This is a genomic window from Tolypothrix tenuis PCC 7101 (genome assembly GCF_963874875.1).
Lineage (GTDB): Bacteria > Cyanobacteriota > Cyanobacteriia > Cyanobacteriales > Nostocaceae > Aulosira > Aulosira tenue.
This window is the reverse complement of record NZ_CAWNJS010000001.1, coordinates 7,893,245-7,911,156: the sequence shown is the minus strand read 5'-3', so window position 1 is coordinate 7,911,156 and position 17,912 is coordinate 7,893,245. Positions and strand designations below refer to the sequence as shown.

15 protein-coding genes are annotated in these 17,912 nt (G+C 40.4%); 4 read left to right on the top strand and 11 right to left on the bottom strand.

The window, feature by feature from the left end; all coding sequences use genetic code 11:
• Positions 1-1,227 precede the first annotated feature (1,227 nt).
• Positions 1,228-2,400: an RNA polymerase sigma factor RpoD gene (rpoD, locus tag AACU25_RS31170; protein WP_045867742.1), complete on the top strand. Its 1,173-nt coding sequence runs from the start codon at positions 1,228-1,230 to the stop codon at positions 2,398-2,400.
• A 158-nt stretch (positions 2,401-2,558) separates the two neighbouring features.
• On the opposite strand, the gene AACU25_RS31165 is transcribed toward rpoD, so the two are convergent.
• Together AACU25_RS31165 and gyrA are read right to left on the bottom strand one after the other, a co-directional pair.
• Entirely contained in the window at positions 2,559-2,741 is a 183-nt protein-coding gene (locus tag AACU25_RS31165; protein ID WP_045867743.1) for a chlorophyll a/b-binding protein, read from the bottom strand.
• 622 nt (positions 2,742-3,363) lie between these two features.
• Complete coding sequence (gyrA, locus tag AACU25_RS31160; protein WP_096582307.1) at positions 3,364-5,883, bottom strand: DNA topoisomerase (ATP-hydrolyzing) subunit A; 2,520 nt, start codon at positions 5,881-5,883, stop codon at positions 3,364-3,366.
• Positions 5,884-6,109: 226 nt separating this feature from the next.
• Between gyrA and AACU25_RS31155 the strand changes: the two genes are divergently transcribed.
• On the top strand, positions 6,110-6,508 hold the full coding sequence (locus AACU25_RS31155; RefSeq protein WP_096582305.1) for a response regulator: 399 nt from the start codon (positions 6,110-6,112) through the stop codon (positions 6,506-6,508).
• A 227-nt stretch (positions 6,509-6,735) separates the two neighbouring features.
• Here the strand turns inward: AACU25_RS31155 and AACU25_RS31150 are convergent, their stop codons facing one another.
• The 4 genes from AACU25_RS31150 to AACU25_RS31135 form a co-directional block, all read right to left on the bottom strand.
• The gene (locus tag AACU25_RS31150) at positions 6,736-7,617 is read right to left on the bottom strand and encodes a tetratricopeptide repeat protein (RefSeq protein WP_096584315.1); all 882 of its coding nucleotides are present in this window, start codon (positions 7,615-7,617) and stop codon (positions 6,736-6,738) included.
• Positions 7,618-7,896: 279 nt separating this feature from the next.
• Positions 7,897-8,814 (bottom strand): hypothetical protein, encoded by a 918-nt coding sequence (locus AACU25_RS31145; RefSeq protein WP_096582303.1) that lies wholly within the window; start codon positions 8,812-8,814, stop codon positions 7,897-7,899.
• 235 nt (positions 8,815-9,049) lie between these two features.
• Positions 9,050-9,712 (bottom strand): RES family NAD+ phosphorylase, encoded by a 663-nt coding sequence (locus AACU25_RS31140; protein ID WP_096582301.1) that lies wholly within the window; start codon positions 9,710-9,712, stop codon positions 9,050-9,052.
• Between the two features lie 527 nt (positions 9,713-10,239).
• Positions 10,240-10,854, bottom strand: coding sequence for a hypothetical protein (locus tag AACU25_RS31135; protein WP_096582299.1), 615 nt, complete (start codon positions 10,852-10,854; stop codon positions 10,240-10,242).
• Between the two features lie 202 nt (positions 10,855-11,056).
• Between AACU25_RS31135 and AACU25_RS31130 the strand changes: the two genes are divergently transcribed.
• A complete protein-coding gene (locus AACU25_RS31130; RefSeq protein WP_096582297.1) occupies positions 11,057-12,547 on the top strand; it encodes an NACHT domain-containing protein in 1,491 nt (496 codons plus the stop codon).
• 84 nt (positions 12,548-12,631) lie between these two features.
• On the opposite strand, the gene AACU25_RS31125 is transcribed toward AACU25_RS31130, so the two are convergent.
• The 4 genes from AACU25_RS31125 to AACU25_RS31110 all read right to left on the bottom strand — a co-directional run bounded on the left by AACU25_RS31125 (position 12,632) and on the right by AACU25_RS31110 (position 16,841).
• Positions 12,632-13,369, bottom strand: a complete 738-nt coding sequence (locus tag AACU25_RS31125) for a Uma2 family endonuclease (RefSeq protein ID WP_096582295.1) — start codon at positions 13,367-13,369, stop codon at positions 12,632-12,634.
• 193 nt (positions 13,370-13,562) lie between these two features.
• Complete coding sequence (locus tag AACU25_RS31120; protein WP_096582293.1) at positions 13,563-14,441, bottom strand: NAD(P)-dependent oxidoreductase; 879 nt, start codon at positions 14,439-14,441, stop codon at positions 13,563-13,565.
• Between the two features lie 430 nt (positions 14,442-14,871).
• Entirely contained in the window at positions 14,872-16,116 is a 1,245-nt protein-coding gene (locus AACU25_RS31115; RefSeq protein WP_096582291.1) for a class I SAM-dependent methyltransferase, read from the bottom strand.
• Between the two features lie 335 nt (positions 16,117-16,451).
• Positions 16,452-16,841, bottom strand: a complete 390-nt coding sequence (locus tag AACU25_RS31110) for a VOC family protein (RefSeq protein ID WP_096582289.1) — start codon at positions 16,839-16,841, stop codon at positions 16,452-16,454.
• A gap of 41 nt (positions 16,842-16,882) precedes the next feature.
• Here AACU25_RS31110 and AACU25_RS31105 point away from each other — a divergent pair, with 41 nt between their 5' ends.
• Entirely contained in the window at positions 16,883-17,344 is a 462-nt protein-coding gene (locus AACU25_RS31105; protein ID WP_096582287.1) for a hypothetical protein, read from the top strand.
• A 13-nt stretch (positions 17,345-17,357) separates the two neighbouring features.
• Here AACU25_RS31105 and AACU25_RS31100 read toward each other — a convergent pair whose 3' ends face one another.
• Complete coding sequence (locus AACU25_RS31100) at positions 17,358-17,897, bottom strand: GAF domain-containing protein (RefSeq protein WP_096582285.1); 540 nt, start codon at positions 17,895-17,897, stop codon at positions 17,358-17,360.
• Between the last annotated feature and the right edge of the window lie 15 nt (positions 17,898-17,912).

The following is a 17,912-nucleotide window of genomic DNA, read 5'->3' as shown; positions in this document are numbered from 1 at the left end:
TAAGCATCGATAAGTTTGTTAACTTCATCAATATTTCAAATAGGGAAGGTACAAATGTCTTACTTTATTGAGTATCAGTAAATTTTGCCCCACTCAGAAATGTATTTGCTATCCTTGAATAGCAAAGCGCTATTTCATATCCGCTTAGGGATTTGTTCAGCAGCTGCAATATTCCTGGTTAACAAGAGAACTTCTAAACTACTGTAGTAATGAGTATTAAAAATTACAAATATTTTACTTAAGCGGTTTTCTAAGTAGGTGTATAACCCCTTCTTTAAACTATTTAGTTTCAGTAGGAAAATTAATGTTCATCAGTAATGTCAAATCCTTTATGAATTGATTAAAATATCGTTGTATACAATAGGAAAAGTTTGTCAAGTTTCATAGGGCTGAAATCTTCAGAGTGCGCTAACGTGTGAATAAGACCAACTTTATTTCAATTTCATTTGAAACATCACGTTGGTTCTGTCATTACCTCAACTCCTCAGTTTAGGTAATTAGCACACAAAATGAAGATTCCCTACAGACAAACACCAGCATATTAGCTGTATCTACCTAGCGGGAATTTCCGCCTTAGCTTCACGGATTTACTGCTTTATGAAGGAAATGTAAAAATACGTGCGCTAAAGCTGCTCGCTTGAGTTAATATAAAATGCGCTGTTTCTAAGTAATAAATGTTGTGCATTGTACTTGAAATCGTGCATGGGCAGGGATACCTAAGTCTTAATCTAATGACAATGCCACTGCAATTCCAAAAAGTTTCAAAAAATATTTAAGGGCATGACTACCGTTTGGAAGTTGTTTTTGATAATAGTGGCTTTACCTGCCTTAAGGACTACAAGATTAACACACAAAAAGAGTGCAATTTCTGTGAAACAGGCTACAATCGGAACAGTCTTTACGGAAAAAATCTATCAACAGTTATGTTTATTTAACTGTAGTGGTAAATTTTTTTATCAAGACATGTCTTTTTTTAGACAAGTTAGTTAAAGGTAATATGCGCTAATAATTACGCATAGCCTTTACTTGTGTGAGTAAGTTAGCTACAACAGCGATTTCCACACTTAGTAATAAACTCTCCAATAGGAGAAGCAAAATTTCCGAAAATATCTCAGGCAACCTGGCCAAAAAAATATTTTCGGTGGTAAATAGCTCTTAATATCTTAATAAAAGAGCAATACACACATCTTGAGTAATTGATTCTGCAAGGAGCATGAGGAACGCGGCATGAACCAGGCTAACAACGTACTCGAAAGCATATATCAGCCTGACCTAGAAATAATGAATCAGCCTGAGCTCGAGTTAGAAGAACTCTTAATAGAAGATGAAGAGGACTTGCTGATAACTGATGATGGCGACATTGATGATTTTTTAGAGCCTCAGTCTGATGAGGACGACGCAAAGTCTGGAAAAGCCGCTAAATCGCGTCGTCGGACACAAAGCAAGAAAAAGCACTATACCGAAGATTCTATTCGCCTTTACTTGCAAGAAATTGGTCGCATTCGTCTGTTGCGGGCAGATGAAGAAATTGAATTAGCACGTAAAATTGCTGATTTACTGGAATTAGAAAGAATACGGGAAAGGCTTTCGGAACAGTTGGAACGCGATCCTCGCGATAGCGAATGGGCAGAAGCTGTGCAACTACCCTTGCCGGCATTTCGCTACCGTTTGCATGTTGGTCGCAGGGCGAAAGATAAGATGGTGCAATCTAACCTCCGCCTTGTAGTTTCAATTGCCAAGAAATACATGAATCGTGGCTTATCCTTCCAAGATTTAATTCAAGAAGGTAGCCTAGGCTTGATTCGCGCCGCAGAAAAATTTGACCATGAAAAAGGTTATAAGTTTTCTACCTACGCTACATGGTGGATTCGTCAAGCAATTACCAGAGCGATCGCCGATCAATCTCGTACTATTCGCCTTCCAGTTCACCTTTACGAAACCATCTCCCGCATCAAGAAAACCACTAAGCTACTTTCTCAAGAAATGGGTCGCAAACCAACTGAAGAAGAAATTGCGACTCGCATGGAAATGACAATTGAGAAGCTACGGTTTATTGCTAAATCTGCTCAATTGCCTATTTCTTTAGAAACACCTATTGGGAAAGAAGAAGATTCTCGCTTAGGCGATTTTATTGAATCTGATGGCGAAACTCCAGAAGACCAAGTTTCTAAAAATCTGCTGCGTGAAGATTTAGAAAAAGTCCTCGACAGCCTCAGCCCTCGCGAAAGAGATGTTCTGAGATTACGTTACGGTTTGGATGATGGCCGCATGAAAACCTTAGAGGAAATTGGCCAGATTTTCAATGTGACTCGAGAACGTATTCGTCAAATTGAAGCTAAAGCACTCCGCAAGTTACGCCACCCAAATCGTAACAGTGTTCTTAAAGAATATATCCGTTAGTGATTTATTGTGAGTTCTTAGTCATTAGCTTTTAGCAAATGGCTGATGACCAAGGACAAGGAACAAAAATTAAAAAACCTGGGAATTTATAAATTCCCAGGTTTTTTATTTATACCTAATTTTGTATTTTAAGATTGATAGCAAATTAAAGATTGGTATTAGAGAATACCCCAGAAGTGCAGAAAGCCTTTCCCAGATAACAGCTCAATTAAAGCTGCTGCTAAGAAGCCGATCATTGCTAAACGACCGTTCCAAATTTCTGCTTGCGGGGTAAAGCCCCAACGCCAAGAGTTGCGATCTTCTACTACAGGTGCAGATAGGGTTTTGGTTGCGTTTGTCATGGTAGGTACTCCAAAGAGACTATAATAAGATTTATGTGGTTATGTAAACTAATATAACAATGATTTTCATAATTGCAAGGATATATTTTTAGTTTTATTGCTAAAACTTGACGCAGAAAACACCAACTGATACCTGGAGACGAAAATCTCTATCTTTAGAGGTAGGAGCAGATTTGAACTACTAGTAAGGAGAGAGAGTAATTATACTCAGACAAATTGAAAAAATCGCCTCTTCTGAAGTTAGAGGCTGAATTTGCATGACTTTACTGCAAGTAAAGCGATAATTTATTGAAATAGTTTTGCAACTATTCTACATGGATTTCAGAAATTGCTCAATTTCAAAAAATTATGACAATTTAGGTACTACCTATAAAGACTTGATATTTCACGTCTCTATCAAGTACCTGGCGTATTTTTTTGCCAATTTACTATTAGTCTGATTCTCAGAAATATTAATATTTGTTCACATTTAAGAGGTGAGAAATGTGAACAAATCAGGAATAAAGTCCTGATATCAATTTGAAAAAAGAATGCGACAGATACACAGACTCAAAGTCTTGTCCAGTTGAATTTTGAATTGGTATGACTACCTGCGATCGCACAATATATTTTGCTTTTTTGACTAACGCACTTCCACAACACTGATGATTTTCTCATCGCGGTTGAGTTGGAGAATGCTTTGGCCTTTGCTATCTCGATCAGCAAAAGGCACGGTTTCTAGAGGTAGTCGCACTATTCGTTCTTTATTGGTGAGTAACGCTACCTCACCAGAGGCGATCGCCACCAGCATTGCGGCTAAGTTGTCGGTTTTGTTAGTGAATTTCAGCGCTTGCGTGCCTAAATCGCCGCGATTAGCAGCTTTTAACTGATTAGCAGTTAGGCGTTTGGCATATCCTTCTTGAGTCACTAGCAATAACTCTTCTTGTCCACTCACAACACCACAGCCCACCATCTGCTGTTGTCTTAACATCCGTAATGCTTGTAATCCCATAGCCGCACGTCCCATTATGGGCAGTTGTTCGTCATTTACAGCGAATCGCAACAGCCGTCCGCTGGAACTAGCAACAATCAGATGTTTACCTGTAGTAATTAATTGGCTATATATCAGTTCATCATCGTCTTTCAGTTTTAAAATTGTGACTCGACGAGTCAGGTTGCTCAATTCTTCTAAAGCTAGGCGCTTAATTCGCCCCTGCTTTGTGAGAAGAATCATCTGGGTGTTTTCAACATTGTCTGGTAACAACAAGCGATTAATCACCCCTTCTTGAGTACCTTGGGCTGTATTGGAGAGCAATGTAATCAGTGGTGTACCCTTGGGAGAACGCCCCGTCACTGCAGGGATATCGCCTACTCTGACTGGGTAAACTTTCGCACCGCTAGTAAGTACCAACAACTCTTTATCTGTATCAGTTATTTGAGTTTGGATAATAAAGTCGTTCTCATTCAGACCATTTTCTGTTTTTGGTTTTTTACCGTTAACTGCAATGCGGCGGACATATCCCCGGTGAGTGAACTCTAAAATTGCTTCTTCTGCGGCAACTTCTGATTTGAGAATTTCCGAGCTAACTTTAAGATTTTCCGCGTCGCGATCGCCTGCTTTTTTGGTCTGAGTTTCTCCTTGTTTTTTAATTTCCTCAGCACTCAGGTTGACTAGTTTTGTCCGTCGAGGATCACTGTATTTGCGCTTGAGCGATCGCAAATCTTTTTTCAATGCTTTGAGTAATTCTTTGCGATCGCTGAGTAAGATGCGTAATAAATTAATTTGCTGTGTGAGTTGCTCAAATTCCTGTTGTAAATTCTGGTGTTCTAAACTTGTTAAGCGACGCAATGGCATAGCTAAAATTGCATCTGCTTGGACTTCACTTAAATTCAGTTGGCTACATAGAGTAATTTTTGCGGTGCTTCCATCAGGTGCTTGGCGCAAAATTTCAATTACTGTATCAACATTAGATAAAGCTAAGAGTAAACCTTCCACCAAATGCAGCCGATTTTCCGCTTTCCCCAACTCGTAGCTATAGCGACGGGAGAGTGTCTGCTCGCGGAAACTTAAAAATTCTAGTAATAACTGACGCAAGCTTAATTGACGGGGTTGTCCATCTACCAAAGCTAAGAGAATCGCCCCAAAATTAGTTTGTAAGGCAGTTTGGTGATACAAATGCTGAAGGATTTCTTGGGGATTAATATCGCGTTTGAGTTCAATTACCACACGCATCCCTTCGCGATCGCTTTCGTCGCGAATATCCGAAATACCTTGCAATCGCCCTTGATTCACCAATTCTGCAACTTTTTCAATCCAGGCGGCTTTATTTACCTGATATGGCAGTTCTGTGATGATAATTGCTGTCCGTCGCTTGCTTCCCCTTGCGGGTGCGATTTCTTCTAATTGCGCCACACCCCGCAACACAATCCCACCCTTACCTGTAGTGTAAGCTTCCCGAATTCCAGTTGAGCCAATAATTTCTCCACCTGTGGGAAAATCTGGCCCTGGAATTAACTCAAATAATTTTTCATCCGATAAATCTGGCTGATCAATTAAGGCGATTAATCCATCAACGACTTCCCCTAAATTGTGCGGGGGAATATTCGTCGCCATCCCTACCGCAATTCCAGAGCAGCCATTAAGTAATAGGAAGGGTAACTGAGCGGGTAATACTGTGGGTTCTTGTTGAGAATTATCGAAATTGCCGATAAATTCCACAGTTTCATCGCCAATTTCCGTCAGCATTCCCTCATGACCAATGGCTGCTAGGCGGGTTTCCGTGTAACGCATCGCGGCTGGTGGGTCATTGTCAACGCTGCCAAAGTTACCATGTCCTGCTAGTAAGGGATAGCGGCTGGAAAAATCCTGCACTAACCTAACTAAGGCATCATAAACTGATTGGTCACCGTGGGGATGGTATTTACCAAGCACATCCCCCACCACACGGGCACATTTCCGATATGGTCTATCTGGTGTCAAACCTAGTTCGTGCATTGCATACAAAATCCGGCGATGTACTGGCTTTAAGCCATCACGCACATCTGGCAACGCTCTCCCGACAATTACGCTCATGGCATATTCGAGGTAAGACCGTTGCATCTCTGTGTGCAGGGCTGTTGTGATTACCTGTCCCGTGGAGAGAAGGTTTAACTGTTTTGCCATGAGCTTTTTCCCTGAAATTTAATTACACAAAAGTCGCTGGAAACTAACGCTGCAACAACCACAGCATAACGGATGAAAAGCAATTTCTAACCAAATATTGTTAGTCAAATGATAAGAAGCAGTAGTATTATCCTTGATGACGGGGATACACACTGAAGATTAAAAAGGAGGCAGACAACTGTTTTTCCAGATGTTCATCCCCCAAATTCCTATAAGTTAAGTTCTCATGAAAACTGTTTTGATTGTAGAAGACGATCTCATTAATGCTCGCGTTTTTTCCAAAATTTTGACCAAGCGCGGGGGCTTAGATGTTAAGCATACAGAAAATGTGGAAGAGGTAATAAAAATTGCCCAATCTGGAGATGCAGACCTGATTTTAATGGATGTTTCTTTGTCTCGGAGTGTTTACCAGGGCAAATCTGTTGACGGTATCAAAATTACACAAATGTTGAAATCCGATCCGCAAACAGCAAATTTACCTGTGATTCTGGTAACTGCTCACGCTATGGAAGGCGATCGCGAGAACTTTTTGAAACAAAGTGGCGCTGATGGCTACATTTCTAAGCCTGTTGTTGACCATCAACTTTTTGTTGATCAGATCCTGGCACTTCTACCCAAAGACTAGCACTACTACGCGGCAGTCAAAAGACTCTGATTTGAGCCTGTTGAACTGTTTTTTATAATTTATACCCGCAACGGGTGTACTAGTATTCGAGAATTGGTGACTTTTTTCAGGAATGCACTACTTGCTATCAACCAGTATATATGTACTATGAAATGGCGGCTTTAGGCAAGAGGTAAGAGGTAATGGGTAAAAGCGGCTCCAATTACCAATTGCCAATTAGTCATTTTCTATTGAGGTTCTTGGGTAGAGTTTAATGGGCTTTCCCTCTGCTGGAGGGCTGCTTGAATCCTCGGTAATTCGAGAAACTTTTTGGTATCTGATAGTAGACGTTCACCCCAAAGATTTTGCTTGAGGAAATCCAAATCACCATAACGTTGGTCAATGCGGAGTGCAGCTTCTCCCATTGCTAACCCTTGTTGGCGATCGCCTTTAGTATATAGGGCGACTGCTAGCGCTAGTAAAGGTTCTGCGGCTTGTTTATCTAAAGATACAGCCCTTTGCCATTGTTTAATGGCATTTTGGGTATCACCCTGTTCGTATTGAATTAAGCCAGTATTGTTAATTGCTGGCCAGAATTTTTGATCGTAGGAGACGGCTTTATTATATTGGGCGATCGCATCTGGTAAGCGACCCATCATGTAATAAGCATTCCCCAAATCAAACAAAGCGTCTGCATCTTGAGGTTTTAACTTCAAACCAGCTTGGTAATTAGCAACAGCTAACTGATATTTTTTCTGCTGAAAATTAGCCGAACCCATTGCAAATAAAACGTCGGCATTTTTGGGATTGAGAGTTTGGGCCTTTTTCAAGGCTGCGAGTGCCGCGTCAAACTCTTTATTTTGCAGATGCAATCCACCTAATAGAAACCAAACTTTATCATTTTTTGGAGCTAGTTGACTAGCCAAACGAGCACGTGGCAAAGCTAACTCAAACTGTTGAAACTGACTCAGTTGTGCAGCTTCTTGTGCCAAGCTCAAACCTTGTTTTTCTAATTTGCTGGCATCTAATTGCAGTGTATGAGGTAGTAGAGCCTGTGCTTGCGCTGCTTTTGGCATACCCCACAAACTACAGACTACCAGAAGAGACATTAATCCAAAATTTTTACGCACACTCTTACCGCCTTTTACCCATAAATCCAAAGAATCTTTCAGCTAGCTTAAACGATCTGCGCTCTAGACGAAAAGCAAATTTTGTCGTTAAAGTCAACGAGGCTTTGACTGTTGGTAGATATTCATAGCCTCAAACGAGAAACTAGACAATCTTTCAAAGGTATATCTAGGGAGAATTCCACCTGAATTTGAGCATATATTAACAAGGGAACAGAAAATAGGAAATCCTGTTCCCTAGTTTCTGTTCCCTTGTTGAAGAGGGAAGATATTCTAATATACCTATTTTTCTAACAGAGATAAGATGCGATCGCTCAATGCCCAGCGATTAGAGTTAGGCCTAATCCAGCACTTTTCGGCTTCATTGAAATTGCGTTGATGTATCAGCGCTGACAGCAAGTCTTGTTCCTGTTGTTCGTTGAGATGGGATACCATCTTTTCTACTGCACGCAATGCACAAGTCTGCTCAAAGGCTGTTTCTGAGCTATTAATAATACTCAGCACTGCATAAAAATAATTTGCATCTCCACTCCATTCCGCGATTGAAAGTCCTAGCAAGCGCTTACCTTGGTCGTTAGATTTGAGTAAATTATTTACTTCTGCGGCAGAAAAATTCACCTCCGGAGCCAGCGCCCGCATTCGTCCAGCAATCGACTCCATTTCAAATGTGCGTTTTGCTCCCGATGGTAGGGAACTTCTGAGTTCCTTATAACGTTGACTTAAACGCTCGATTTGTTGCCTGGCTTCCGATACAGGAACAGTTGAGGCATAGGCTTTCTGCCATTCATGGCGTATTTGCCGCATTTCTAGCTGCTGTTGAGGTGGTGCGACATCTTCTGCTAGCTTGGTCTGCTCAATCAAATAGCCTAAGGTATCTCCCGTTAATGACTGTAACATTGGCATCATACTGGAGCCTGTAATTTCACCCGCAGGTGTCTTTACCGCTCCGCCAGTTAATGCAAATATTTTGAGGATAGAAGGTAGCCAAGTTAGAGCTAAAAAAATAGCTGTTGTATTTGTAACTTGAAATTTAAAGGTTAATTTTTCACCACCATTAACTTGAAAGGTGCTGAGAAGAATAAAAATACTACTAATAATTAACCAGTTTTTCGGGACGTGAATAATTCGCTTTAGCAGCCAATCTACGGCTTCCCGAGAAATCTGGTTGTTACTAGGCTCTTTATCTGATTTGCTATTCATATTTTTATAGGGCAGTGCAATTAAACATAATTAGCAAGGGGTGTCATTTGTTATTTGTCATTTGTCCTCTCTTACAAAGTTCTGAGCGGAGGAAACCTCCGCTCAGACTTTGCGCTTTGTCATGGGTAAGCATTCAGTTAATCATAGCGACATATAAATTTTCGTAAAGGGCAAGTTTTCCTCGCCCAATGATATTTTGTGCTAACTTCCTTAATTACGAACTACGAATTACCAATTACCAATAGGGAATTACTTCTAAATTATTCTCATCTGCCGCTTTTAATATTGGCCCGCGTAATAACTCATGTTTTAGCGGCAATACATTGTCTGGGCTACAACTGAAGAAATGTTGTGCACGCTCATAAATAGCGATCGCATCTTCATTGTTATGAGCATTGCAATAAATTAACCCGTGAATTTGGGAGTAAATTTCTGGCTGCTCATAAAAATAACGTGACCAAGCTTGGCTAAGACCACGCTTTTCTGTCTTGGCGAGAGTCGCTTCATTTGCACCAGCACGCATGGCTCCGTTTCCGCGCAAATCGAGTAATTTTAAATCCCTCGTAGCAGTAACAATCGCAATCAACTGGTCAGTGATTTCAATACAACCAATATCACCAAAAACTTCTACTAGACAACTCGAAAGTTTTGGCGCAATGTAGTATATACCGCGTTCCTGGTCATTGGCTGCTTGGTAATCCAATGGCTCGTAGGAAAAACTGGGAAAATTGCCGCGATGATGATCGAAGCGAAAAAGTGGCCCCCACTCCCGAAAAGTCAGCGCAGTCGTGCCAAAGTCTGTGCGAAAAATCCGAAAAAATTCCGTGCCCTTTTTTAAAATATGAAATTTTGGTTTTGGCCTGCCAAAGCGAGGTGGCGGGACAATGAGTTTGACCACCTTGATTACTCCTCATCTGGTTAACTGACAAAATGGGAATACTTGACCGCAGAAGTATAAAGGATGAAAGATGAAACAACAATAAAAGTTTGCTCTGATTCGCTGGGATTTATCCATTAAGAAAATCAAAGCAAACCTACCGCCGTTCTGAGTTGCCTCATATTTATTTCTAGGGTTTACTTCATCTTTTATGCTTTATGCTTCTCCTGTCGGAGACACTGCGCTAATAGCCTTCAATTGAAGTTGCAGATTTTGACTGCCTTTGTAAACTAGTACATTAAAACTACATCTACACAAAAATTCAAAAGTCGGCTACGTATTTCCGGACATTTTTATCTATTCAAGTGTAGTCTCTGTAACTTTTGTCAGCCACTCAGATGATTTTTAGGCAAGATTTATACTTAAAGGCACAGAAAGCAGACGCGGAGGTAGAGATAGCAAAGACGCGGGGAATTTTCATTCTCCACGTCAAAGCGTCTCAACTGCTCCGCGTTGATTCTGATGCTCATTTTTTGATTGCAAGATGACTATAAAACTCCGACAGTCCTAGCAGCAGCAATTACATCGTCTATCTGCCCAAACTTCAAAGCTTCGATGGGGGTTAGCCCATTTAAAGCACTGTTGGGTTTAGTTAGCCAACTAATTTTTGATAAAGCAGGAACATTGAGAGCCTTTAAAACATCAGGTAGCCCAGCGGTTACTCCATCTGGCCCCTCCGGATCGAATTGCCAGGTGGGAAATTTCCAAACTCCGTTATCTTGAACGGCAATTAGGCTATTCTTTTTTAAGCGATCGTGTGGTGTCTGACGGGTCGTGTTCAACAAATCGGCTACTTGTGGAGCCGTTAATGAAGATTTAAGTAGTTCTTGTCTCCATTTAAAATTTCTCGTCAGAGCAGCCAGTTCTAATTTACTATGCTCCTCATCGCTGATTTGATCGGCACCAAGCTTGGCAGCAAAGTTGATTTCAGCTTGAGAATACTTTGGCTTGATATTAGTAGGCGTTAAACGTTCAGCTAAACATTTTATTTCCTCAGGTTGTAAGGAATTGAGATAATCCTGAAATTCTCTAGCGATTAGCTCTAGTGCTTGTTTCACATATTTTCCGGTAGGAGCGTCAATCGTGACGTTAATGCCGCTCATAATCCCTCCTTCGCCGACCACATAACATAATATTCACTTCTTTATGTAAGAGATGTCAAATACCTAGATCTCTAGATTCGCACTCTCATGTATGATTTACAATCATTCTTGAGCATGATTTATGTATGACTTTTGAGTGAGTTATGTATGATTTTACTTAAAAGTAGTAATATAATTAACAAAATCATTTGAGATAGGGGTAATGACTAGGCGATCGCTCCAAGCATCGGCTAAGGGAATTAGTAAGGCCGAAGCTGCGCTAATCCGTAATTCCTTGACGCAGCAAGGGTTAGCGGGAGAACTGGGAATTAGTCGCCAGCCAGTCACCAAGTTTTTTCAAGGTAAACCAGTCGATCGCTATATCTTCGTGACAATTTGCGAAAAGCTTAACCTCAATTGGGAAGACATTATCATCTCCTCATCCTTCCCGGAGGTGGAACAGCCAGCCAGCGTTAGTCAAATGCAAAGTTTGGTGCAGATTGTCCGCGAAAAAGTCCACGACAGTATTCAAAGGCGTTGTGGGGTGATGCGGGTGCTAGATATGGAACAGCCAAGAAGGTTGGATACTATCTACACTGAAGTCAAGATTTGGGAACGAGTGAGTGGACGAAAGCGGCTGAATATTGCGGAGATATCGCGAAATTTTGAGCCTGGGAAGTTTAACTGCTTTAACTTAGGTAGTTTACAACAACCCCGCCGACCAGCCTTAGAAGCCGTAGAAAGCCACGATAAATTGATGATTTTGGGTAAACCGGGAAGCGGGAAAACGATATTTTTAAAGTGGCTGGCTATTCAGTGTAACTTAGGCGAGTATAGAGGCGATCGCGTCCCGATTTTTATTCATCTCAAAGACTTTGCAGAGGCGAGGGAACAACCAAACTTATTAGAGTACATCACAGAACAGTTTGAAGAATGCGGGGTTACTTTACCCAATGCAGTGCTAAACCTGTTAACTGAAGGTTTAGCATTCGTTTTGTTGGATGGGTTAGATGAAATTCAGGATGCAGATTTTGAACGAGTTGTACGGGATATTCGCAGGTTTACAACCAGATTTTATACCAATCGCTTTGTAATTACTTGTAGAGTTGCGGCACGCAAATATATTTTTGAACAGTTTACAGAAGTAGAAATTGCCGATTTTGATGAGCAGCAGATGACTGAGTTTGTTAGCAAGTGGTTTCAGGAAGAAGCACCAATAAAAGCACAATATGTTTTACACAAGCTGCAAGAAAATCAATCTCTGCAAGAGTTAGCGAATAATCCTTTATTACTTACATTTTTATGCTTATTTTTTGCAGAAGTTGCAGATTTTGAGCAAGCACAAATTTATCAAGAAGCATTGAATATATTAATTAAACAATGGGACGAGCAGCGTTATATTCAACGAAATGGAAGTAATAAGCAAATTTATCCACAGCTAATCGAAGAATTATTAAGTGAAATTGCCCAAAATACTTGGGACAGAAGAGAGTATTTTTTTAAAAAAGAAGCGATTGAGAAGCAGATTTGTGAATATATTCAGAACTTATCTGATGCTAAGAGAAACATCGATGTAGCGAAAATAGATAGCGCAGTGCTTCTCAAGTATATTCAAGTTCAAAATGGGTTATTAGTAGAGAGAGCAAAGGGCATTTACTCTTTTTCTCATATTACATTTCAGCAGTTTTTGGCTGGTAAAAACAGAAGATACTAGTAATTAACTTTTAGCGTCCCCCTGCGCCCTGCTCCCTGCCCCTCTGCCTACAGAGTGATAGTATATTTTTTAGTTGGAAGTCCCTTAAATATTATCTGGATCGATTCCCAATTCTCTGAGCTTGGCTGCTAATCGTTCTTTTTGTTGACGTTCAGCTTGAGCCTGTTGTTGAGCTAGTTCTCGCTGTTGGCGTTCAGCTTGAGCAACTTCCTCTGCAGTTGGGTAGCGAGTACCTGTTTCGTCATACCAATACAACGCTTCTCGTTGAATTGTGCCAGATGTGTAACGCGATCGCCCAATTCCCAATCCAATTTCTGCCATCCAAAAAGGTTCGCCTATTTGCAGTTGATATTCGCCATCAATCAATTTATACAATTCAAAGGGTTGATGTTGGTCGCGTCGCCAATACTGCGGATTGTAGATAAGGTAGTAAAGGACACCTAATTTGGCATAGATCTTGAGCTTATTATCATATTCATCACCAGGCGTTTTAGAAACAACTTCCAAAACCAACTTGGGTACAATGTTTTCTTCTTCCCAAACTACATAGCTTGAGCGTGATTTATCTGCTTTGCGCCGTTGCACTCCTAAGCTTAAAAAACCATCGGGAACTACTGGTACTAGATGGCTCACTCCAGTTGTGTGGTAAATACCCATATCTACCCCAAAAAACCAGTCATTCCTGTTTGCCCAAATTGACTCTAGGAGAAACAGCAGTAAATTAGGAATAAAGTTTTGGTCTTCGTTATCCACTGGCGTATCGTCCGAACAAGGCAGTTCAGCGCTGGTTGGCAGAGCATGATATGGTTGAGACTTTACCATAGGTCATTAATTATGGTCGTTTGCCCAATAGTTCAATTTTAGGCGATCGCATTTAACTGTATTCAATTTTCGTATTCAATTGTCCTCAAAATACCAGCGATGCCGCTATAAAATCAACAATAAGTCAGATAGCGGCCATCATTTAGTGCTTAATATTTAATTTTTAGTTCCCCTCTGGTTTTTGACTCAATCACTATTCCCAACGTCCTTCTTCCCATGCTTTAATAGCGTAAAAAACAGCTGAATAATCATCATTAGCAAAAGACATTTTCATTGCTGAGTGTAAGATTTGCCGCACACCTTTAATACTGCTGACATCCAATTCAACTGTTTTCGCTTCATTGATAAATAAGTCTGTATCTTTCAACAAATGTTTAGTGGGGAAATTGGGATTTGCAAAATTTCCATCTAACATTCGTGCCAGCTTTTTATCAAAAGTAGGAGCGTAAAGTACACTTTCTCGTAGAATTTCCATGAATTTCTCTACGTCAATACCCTGACGCTGCACAAAAGCTAAACTCAACGCAAAGCTAGTTGTCAGTGAAGCAATTAGTTGATTAAGTGCCAATTTTACAGACGCAGCAGCGCCTACAGGGCCTACTAATCGGGGTTCCGGGCCAAAATTTTGTAGTAAATTTAAGTAGCGCTGAAATTGATCTTCACGAGCGCCTACCATGACAATAAGTTTGCCTGTTTGTGCTTCTGGGATACTACCTAAAACAGGCGCTTCTATATACTCGCCACCAGCAGCCACTACCGCATCTCGAATTTCTTGGCTTTCTGTGGGTGTAATTGTCCCCATTTGGATAACGGTACGTCCTGAAAGAGTCCGCCAGGAAGTGTCAGAAAGCAAGACACTATAAATAGCAGCAGCATTGGTGAGCATAAGAATTATGCAATCAGCAGCTCGAATTGCATAGCGGGGATGTGTCGCAATTTCTGCACCAGCTGCTTGTAGTGGTGCTAATTTTTCTGGGGTGCGGTTATAGGCGACTAACTCTATATTTGCAGCTAATAGCCTTTGGGCCATCGGTAGTCCCATTAATCCAGTTCCCAGAAATGCCACCTTCATTGTTTACGTTCCTTTGGTACAGCGATCGCTTTTCCATTATCAGTTAATAGTTAACAGCTAACAGTTACCAGTTAACAGTGTTGACTGATAACTAGTAACTGAATACTGATTCCCGGATGGTGATTAGCCACCTGCGGCAAAAGTCGCCATAATCACAACCGACAGTAAAATACCGGGAGTCAGTAGTGTTATTAGCATTAACAAGTCATGAGTACTCATAATTTTTAATTCCTGATGCTTTAGTTCTCACTGTAACAGTGTTACTTAGTCTCGGAAGACTAGTACGGCATTACATAGAGTTTTAAGTTTTCATCTGGGGTGACAGTGGTGAGTGCTGATTTCTGAGTTCTGAGTTCTGAGTTAAAAATTATTCCCCTTGTCCCCTTGTCCCCCAATCCCCAGTCCCCAATCCCCAGTCCCCAACCTACTTTCACTCTGGCACAGTTAATCCTTTGAGTGATTGCGAGATGGCTTTGTCTTTTAATCCTTTGCTTTGAACTAAGACTCCAAAGCCACCTAGTCCTAAAGGGTTGAGAAGTTCGTGTAGAGATTCTCGCCGCCGCAACAATTGTGAAATTGATTTTTCTTGATGAGAAAGGGCTGCAATGCGAGTGCCTAACCCTAAAGCCATCAAAAATAATCCTTGCTGGGTAAAACCAACTTTTTCTAACCCACAGCGATCGCCCCATCGCTCCAAAGCAGTAAAATCAACGTGAGCTGTAATGTCTTGCTGCCCAATGTTGACATAAGGGTTGTCATGGTGCCGATGGTGATAATAGCACTGTAACGTTCCTTGCGATCGCCTGGGGTTATAGTAACGACTAGCGGGGTAGCCATAATCAATTGTTAACACATAGCCACACTGCAAGCGGTCTGCCACTATACTCAACCAATCTAGAGCAGCTAAATTAATCTCACTACGGTAGCCATCTGTATAAGCACCTTGGGTAATTTCGATTTCCACTAAATCGAAATATTCTGCTAACCGAGGCGTAGAAGGTTCCCCTGAAATTTCCACAAATGATGATGGAAAAGATAGGTTAGCAGGCGCAGATGAGAAAGTTGGTAGAGGTGAAAAATCAATATCCCCTTCATCTTCCTTATCTCCCTCTCCCCTGGTTGTCACATAAATTTCTCGCAGTTCCCCTACTTCTAGGATAAACTGATGCACTGGCAATGCATCCACCAATTCATTAGAAAAAAAACAACCTGTAATGGAATTGGGTGTTATTTCTTGTAAATCGCACCACTGTACAGAGAAATCTTGTAAAGTTTGCTGCTGTTCTTGCTTAAGTGATGGCGATTTCTCCACAATGATATATTCCAGGGCAGCAAAAAACTTGGGATAGTTCTGCTGACAGTAATTAAGGATATGTGATGCTAACAAACCTTGCCCTGCTCCCATTTCTACTAGAGAAAAGGTATCCGGGTGCCCTAAAATTTCCCACATTTGCAGAAATTGTTCTGCTAGTAATTCCCCAAAGTCATTGCCAAGATGGACAGAAGTAAAAAAATCACCACCCTCAAACCCAATTTTGACTGCATTGCTGGAATAATAACCATGTTCAGGATGATATAACACCATATCCATGTATTCAGCAAAAGTAATTCGCCGTTGGGGACTAGTTTGAATACGATTAGCAATAGCTTTACAAAGTGCCTGATTAGAATCCATAAAATTTTGTGTAGAGAGAGACTATCATTATTAATTTGATTATCAATTTTTACTTTAAAACCAACTTGGCTTTATAGTCTGCAAAGTTTCAAACTTAATTTGAATATACTAATTTAAATTACACTTGATTTTAGTCAACGTAGGATGCGTTAGCGACAGCGTAACGCATCCTAACATTTATTGAAAATTTATTTTTTAGTATTTTCTAACAACACAACATATTGTGACATTACAATTATCTGTAACTGTTTTTCCTTTTGTTGTGAATCAGGAAATCAAAAGTTAAGTTAATCCTAGTAAAAGATGGGCTAATCTACGCAATATTGTCATTTTTATTATCCACTTACTAATGACACCAGTACACCATTAATATCGCGGACGCGAGCCAGCATTTGTCCACCAGCTTGACGTTTTGGCGCATCTAATGATTTTGCACCTGCTCCCAAGGCTCTCATATAAGCAGTAGCAACGTCAGGTGTGATCAATGAGATTTGAATTAAGGAAGGTGATTGTGTAATATCGTTAGCATAGAAGCCATTAGGAAATAACATTTGGGCTTCATTAGTTGAGGAAAAAGCTAGGGTAGTTTCACCAGTTTCCATTTCTGCCCAAGTAACTTGATTCTGCTCCCGAATAGTGCGACGAACAAGACCAAAAGCTTTTTCGTAAAACTCAACGGTCTTCATCACATCATCTACCCAAATCACTGTATAACCAAATTTCATCTTTGTTTCTCCTTAGTTATAGTTGCTGTAAATGCAAAGATATGTGGAAAAATCAAAAACTTATATTATTAATACCTTTATTTTTTTTGATAGGGTGTTTAAATTTAAATTTCGGTAATAACTACAGTCATCAAAATCAACAAGAACCCCCTTTAGAGGTAATAGAAAAGTGGTTGGGTGCGCCTTTACCTAGTAATTATTCAGATTTAAAGTATGAAATTATTAGTGATACTCCCGATCCACAAGTCAGAATAGCTGTCAATGTCCCAAAGGAATATTTTCAAACTCTAATTAATCAGAAAAATTTAGTCAAATATGATGAATTGAAAAATAAACTACCTTATGACTTGAAGCCAAGAGAATGGCAGGAAAGCAATCAACCTAAAGATTTCATTAAAAAACCGCTGCCCAGCACCACAATATGGATAACGAAAAATGAGTTTTATCCTAAATATCTTTGGTATCAACAACAAAGATTATATCTAGTTTATGCATCTAGATAAGCAAGCAACCTATTTAACTTTCGACGATACAAGGTGCGGTTGCTAGAGTATTTGCTGCTGTTTGCATCTGTTCAATATCTGATGACGACCAAACATGAGGTGCTTGACAGTGATGGGCTACTAACAATCCCCATAAGCCTTTAGGTATCAACACTGGTACTACTAAATTGGCACGCACCTGCAAACTGCGGAGAAAATCTTTGTGGCAATCATGCAATGATTCTAATTCAATATCCGCGATCGCTCTGACTCGTCCTGCTAAATACAAATTGGCATACTCTTGATTAAAACAATCATCTGGCCCTTTGGAACCAAAAATCGAGTATTCACTAGAGGCTACAGATTCTGCCGTTACCTGCCCATGCCATTTGCCGTAAAAGTAATATAAAACTACACGGTCAACCTGAAGCGAATCTCTCAGTAGGTTAATCGTTTCTCGAACTAATGCATCTCGCTGCATCCTGATGACTAGACGGTCTAGTACCCTTTGCAAACCCCGCTCATAATTACTTTGTGGGCTGGGGTCAAATTCTGAGAAAGAATGAATTTGCACAAACCTAAAATTATA

Coding starts and splice junctions, on each gene's coding strand:
- AACU25_RS31115 (WP_096582291.1), bottom strand. CDS start 16,116: ATGGATTCTAATCAGGCACTTTGTAAAGCTATTGCTAATCGTATTCAA.
- AACU25_RS31165 (WP_045867743.1), bottom strand. CDS start 2,741: ATGACAAACGCAACCAAAACCCTATCTGCACCTGTAGTAGAAGATCGC.
- AACU25_RS31105 (WP_096582287.1), top strand. CDS start 16,883: ATGTGGAAAAATCAAAAACTTATATTATTAATACCTTTATTTTTTTTG.
- gyrA (WP_096582307.1), bottom strand. CDS start 5,883: ATGGCAAAACAGTTAAACCTTCTCTCCACGGGACAGGTAATCACAACA.
- AACU25_RS31145 (WP_096582303.1), bottom strand. CDS start 8,814: ATGAATAGCAAATCAGATAAAGAGCCTAGTAACAACCAGATTTCTCGG.
- AACU25_RS31110 (WP_096582289.1), bottom strand. CDS start 16,841: ATGAAATTTGGTTATACAGTGATTTGGGTAGATGATGTGATGAAGACC.
- AACU25_RS31120 (WP_096582293.1), bottom strand. CDS start 14,441: ATGAAGGTGGCATTTCTGGGAACTGGATTAATGGGACTACCGATGGCC.
- AACU25_RS31155 (WP_096582305.1), top strand. CDS start 6,110: ATGAAAACTGTTTTGATTGTAGAAGACGATCTCATTAATGCTCGCGTT.
- AACU25_RS31125 (WP_096582295.1), bottom strand. CDS start 13,369: ATGGTAAAGTCTCAACCATATCATGCTCTGCCAACCAGCGCTGAACTG.
- rpoD (WP_045867742.1), top strand. CDS start 1,228: ATGAACCAGGCTAACAACGTACTCGAAAGCATATATCAGCCTGACCTA.
- AACU25_RS31135 (WP_096582299.1), bottom strand. CDS start 10,854: ATGAGCGGCATTAACGTCACGATTGACGCTCCTACCGGAAAATATGTG.
- AACU25_RS31130 (WP_096582297.1), top strand. CDS start 11,057: ATGACTAGGCGATCGCTCCAAGCATCGGCTAAGGGAATTAGTAAGGCC.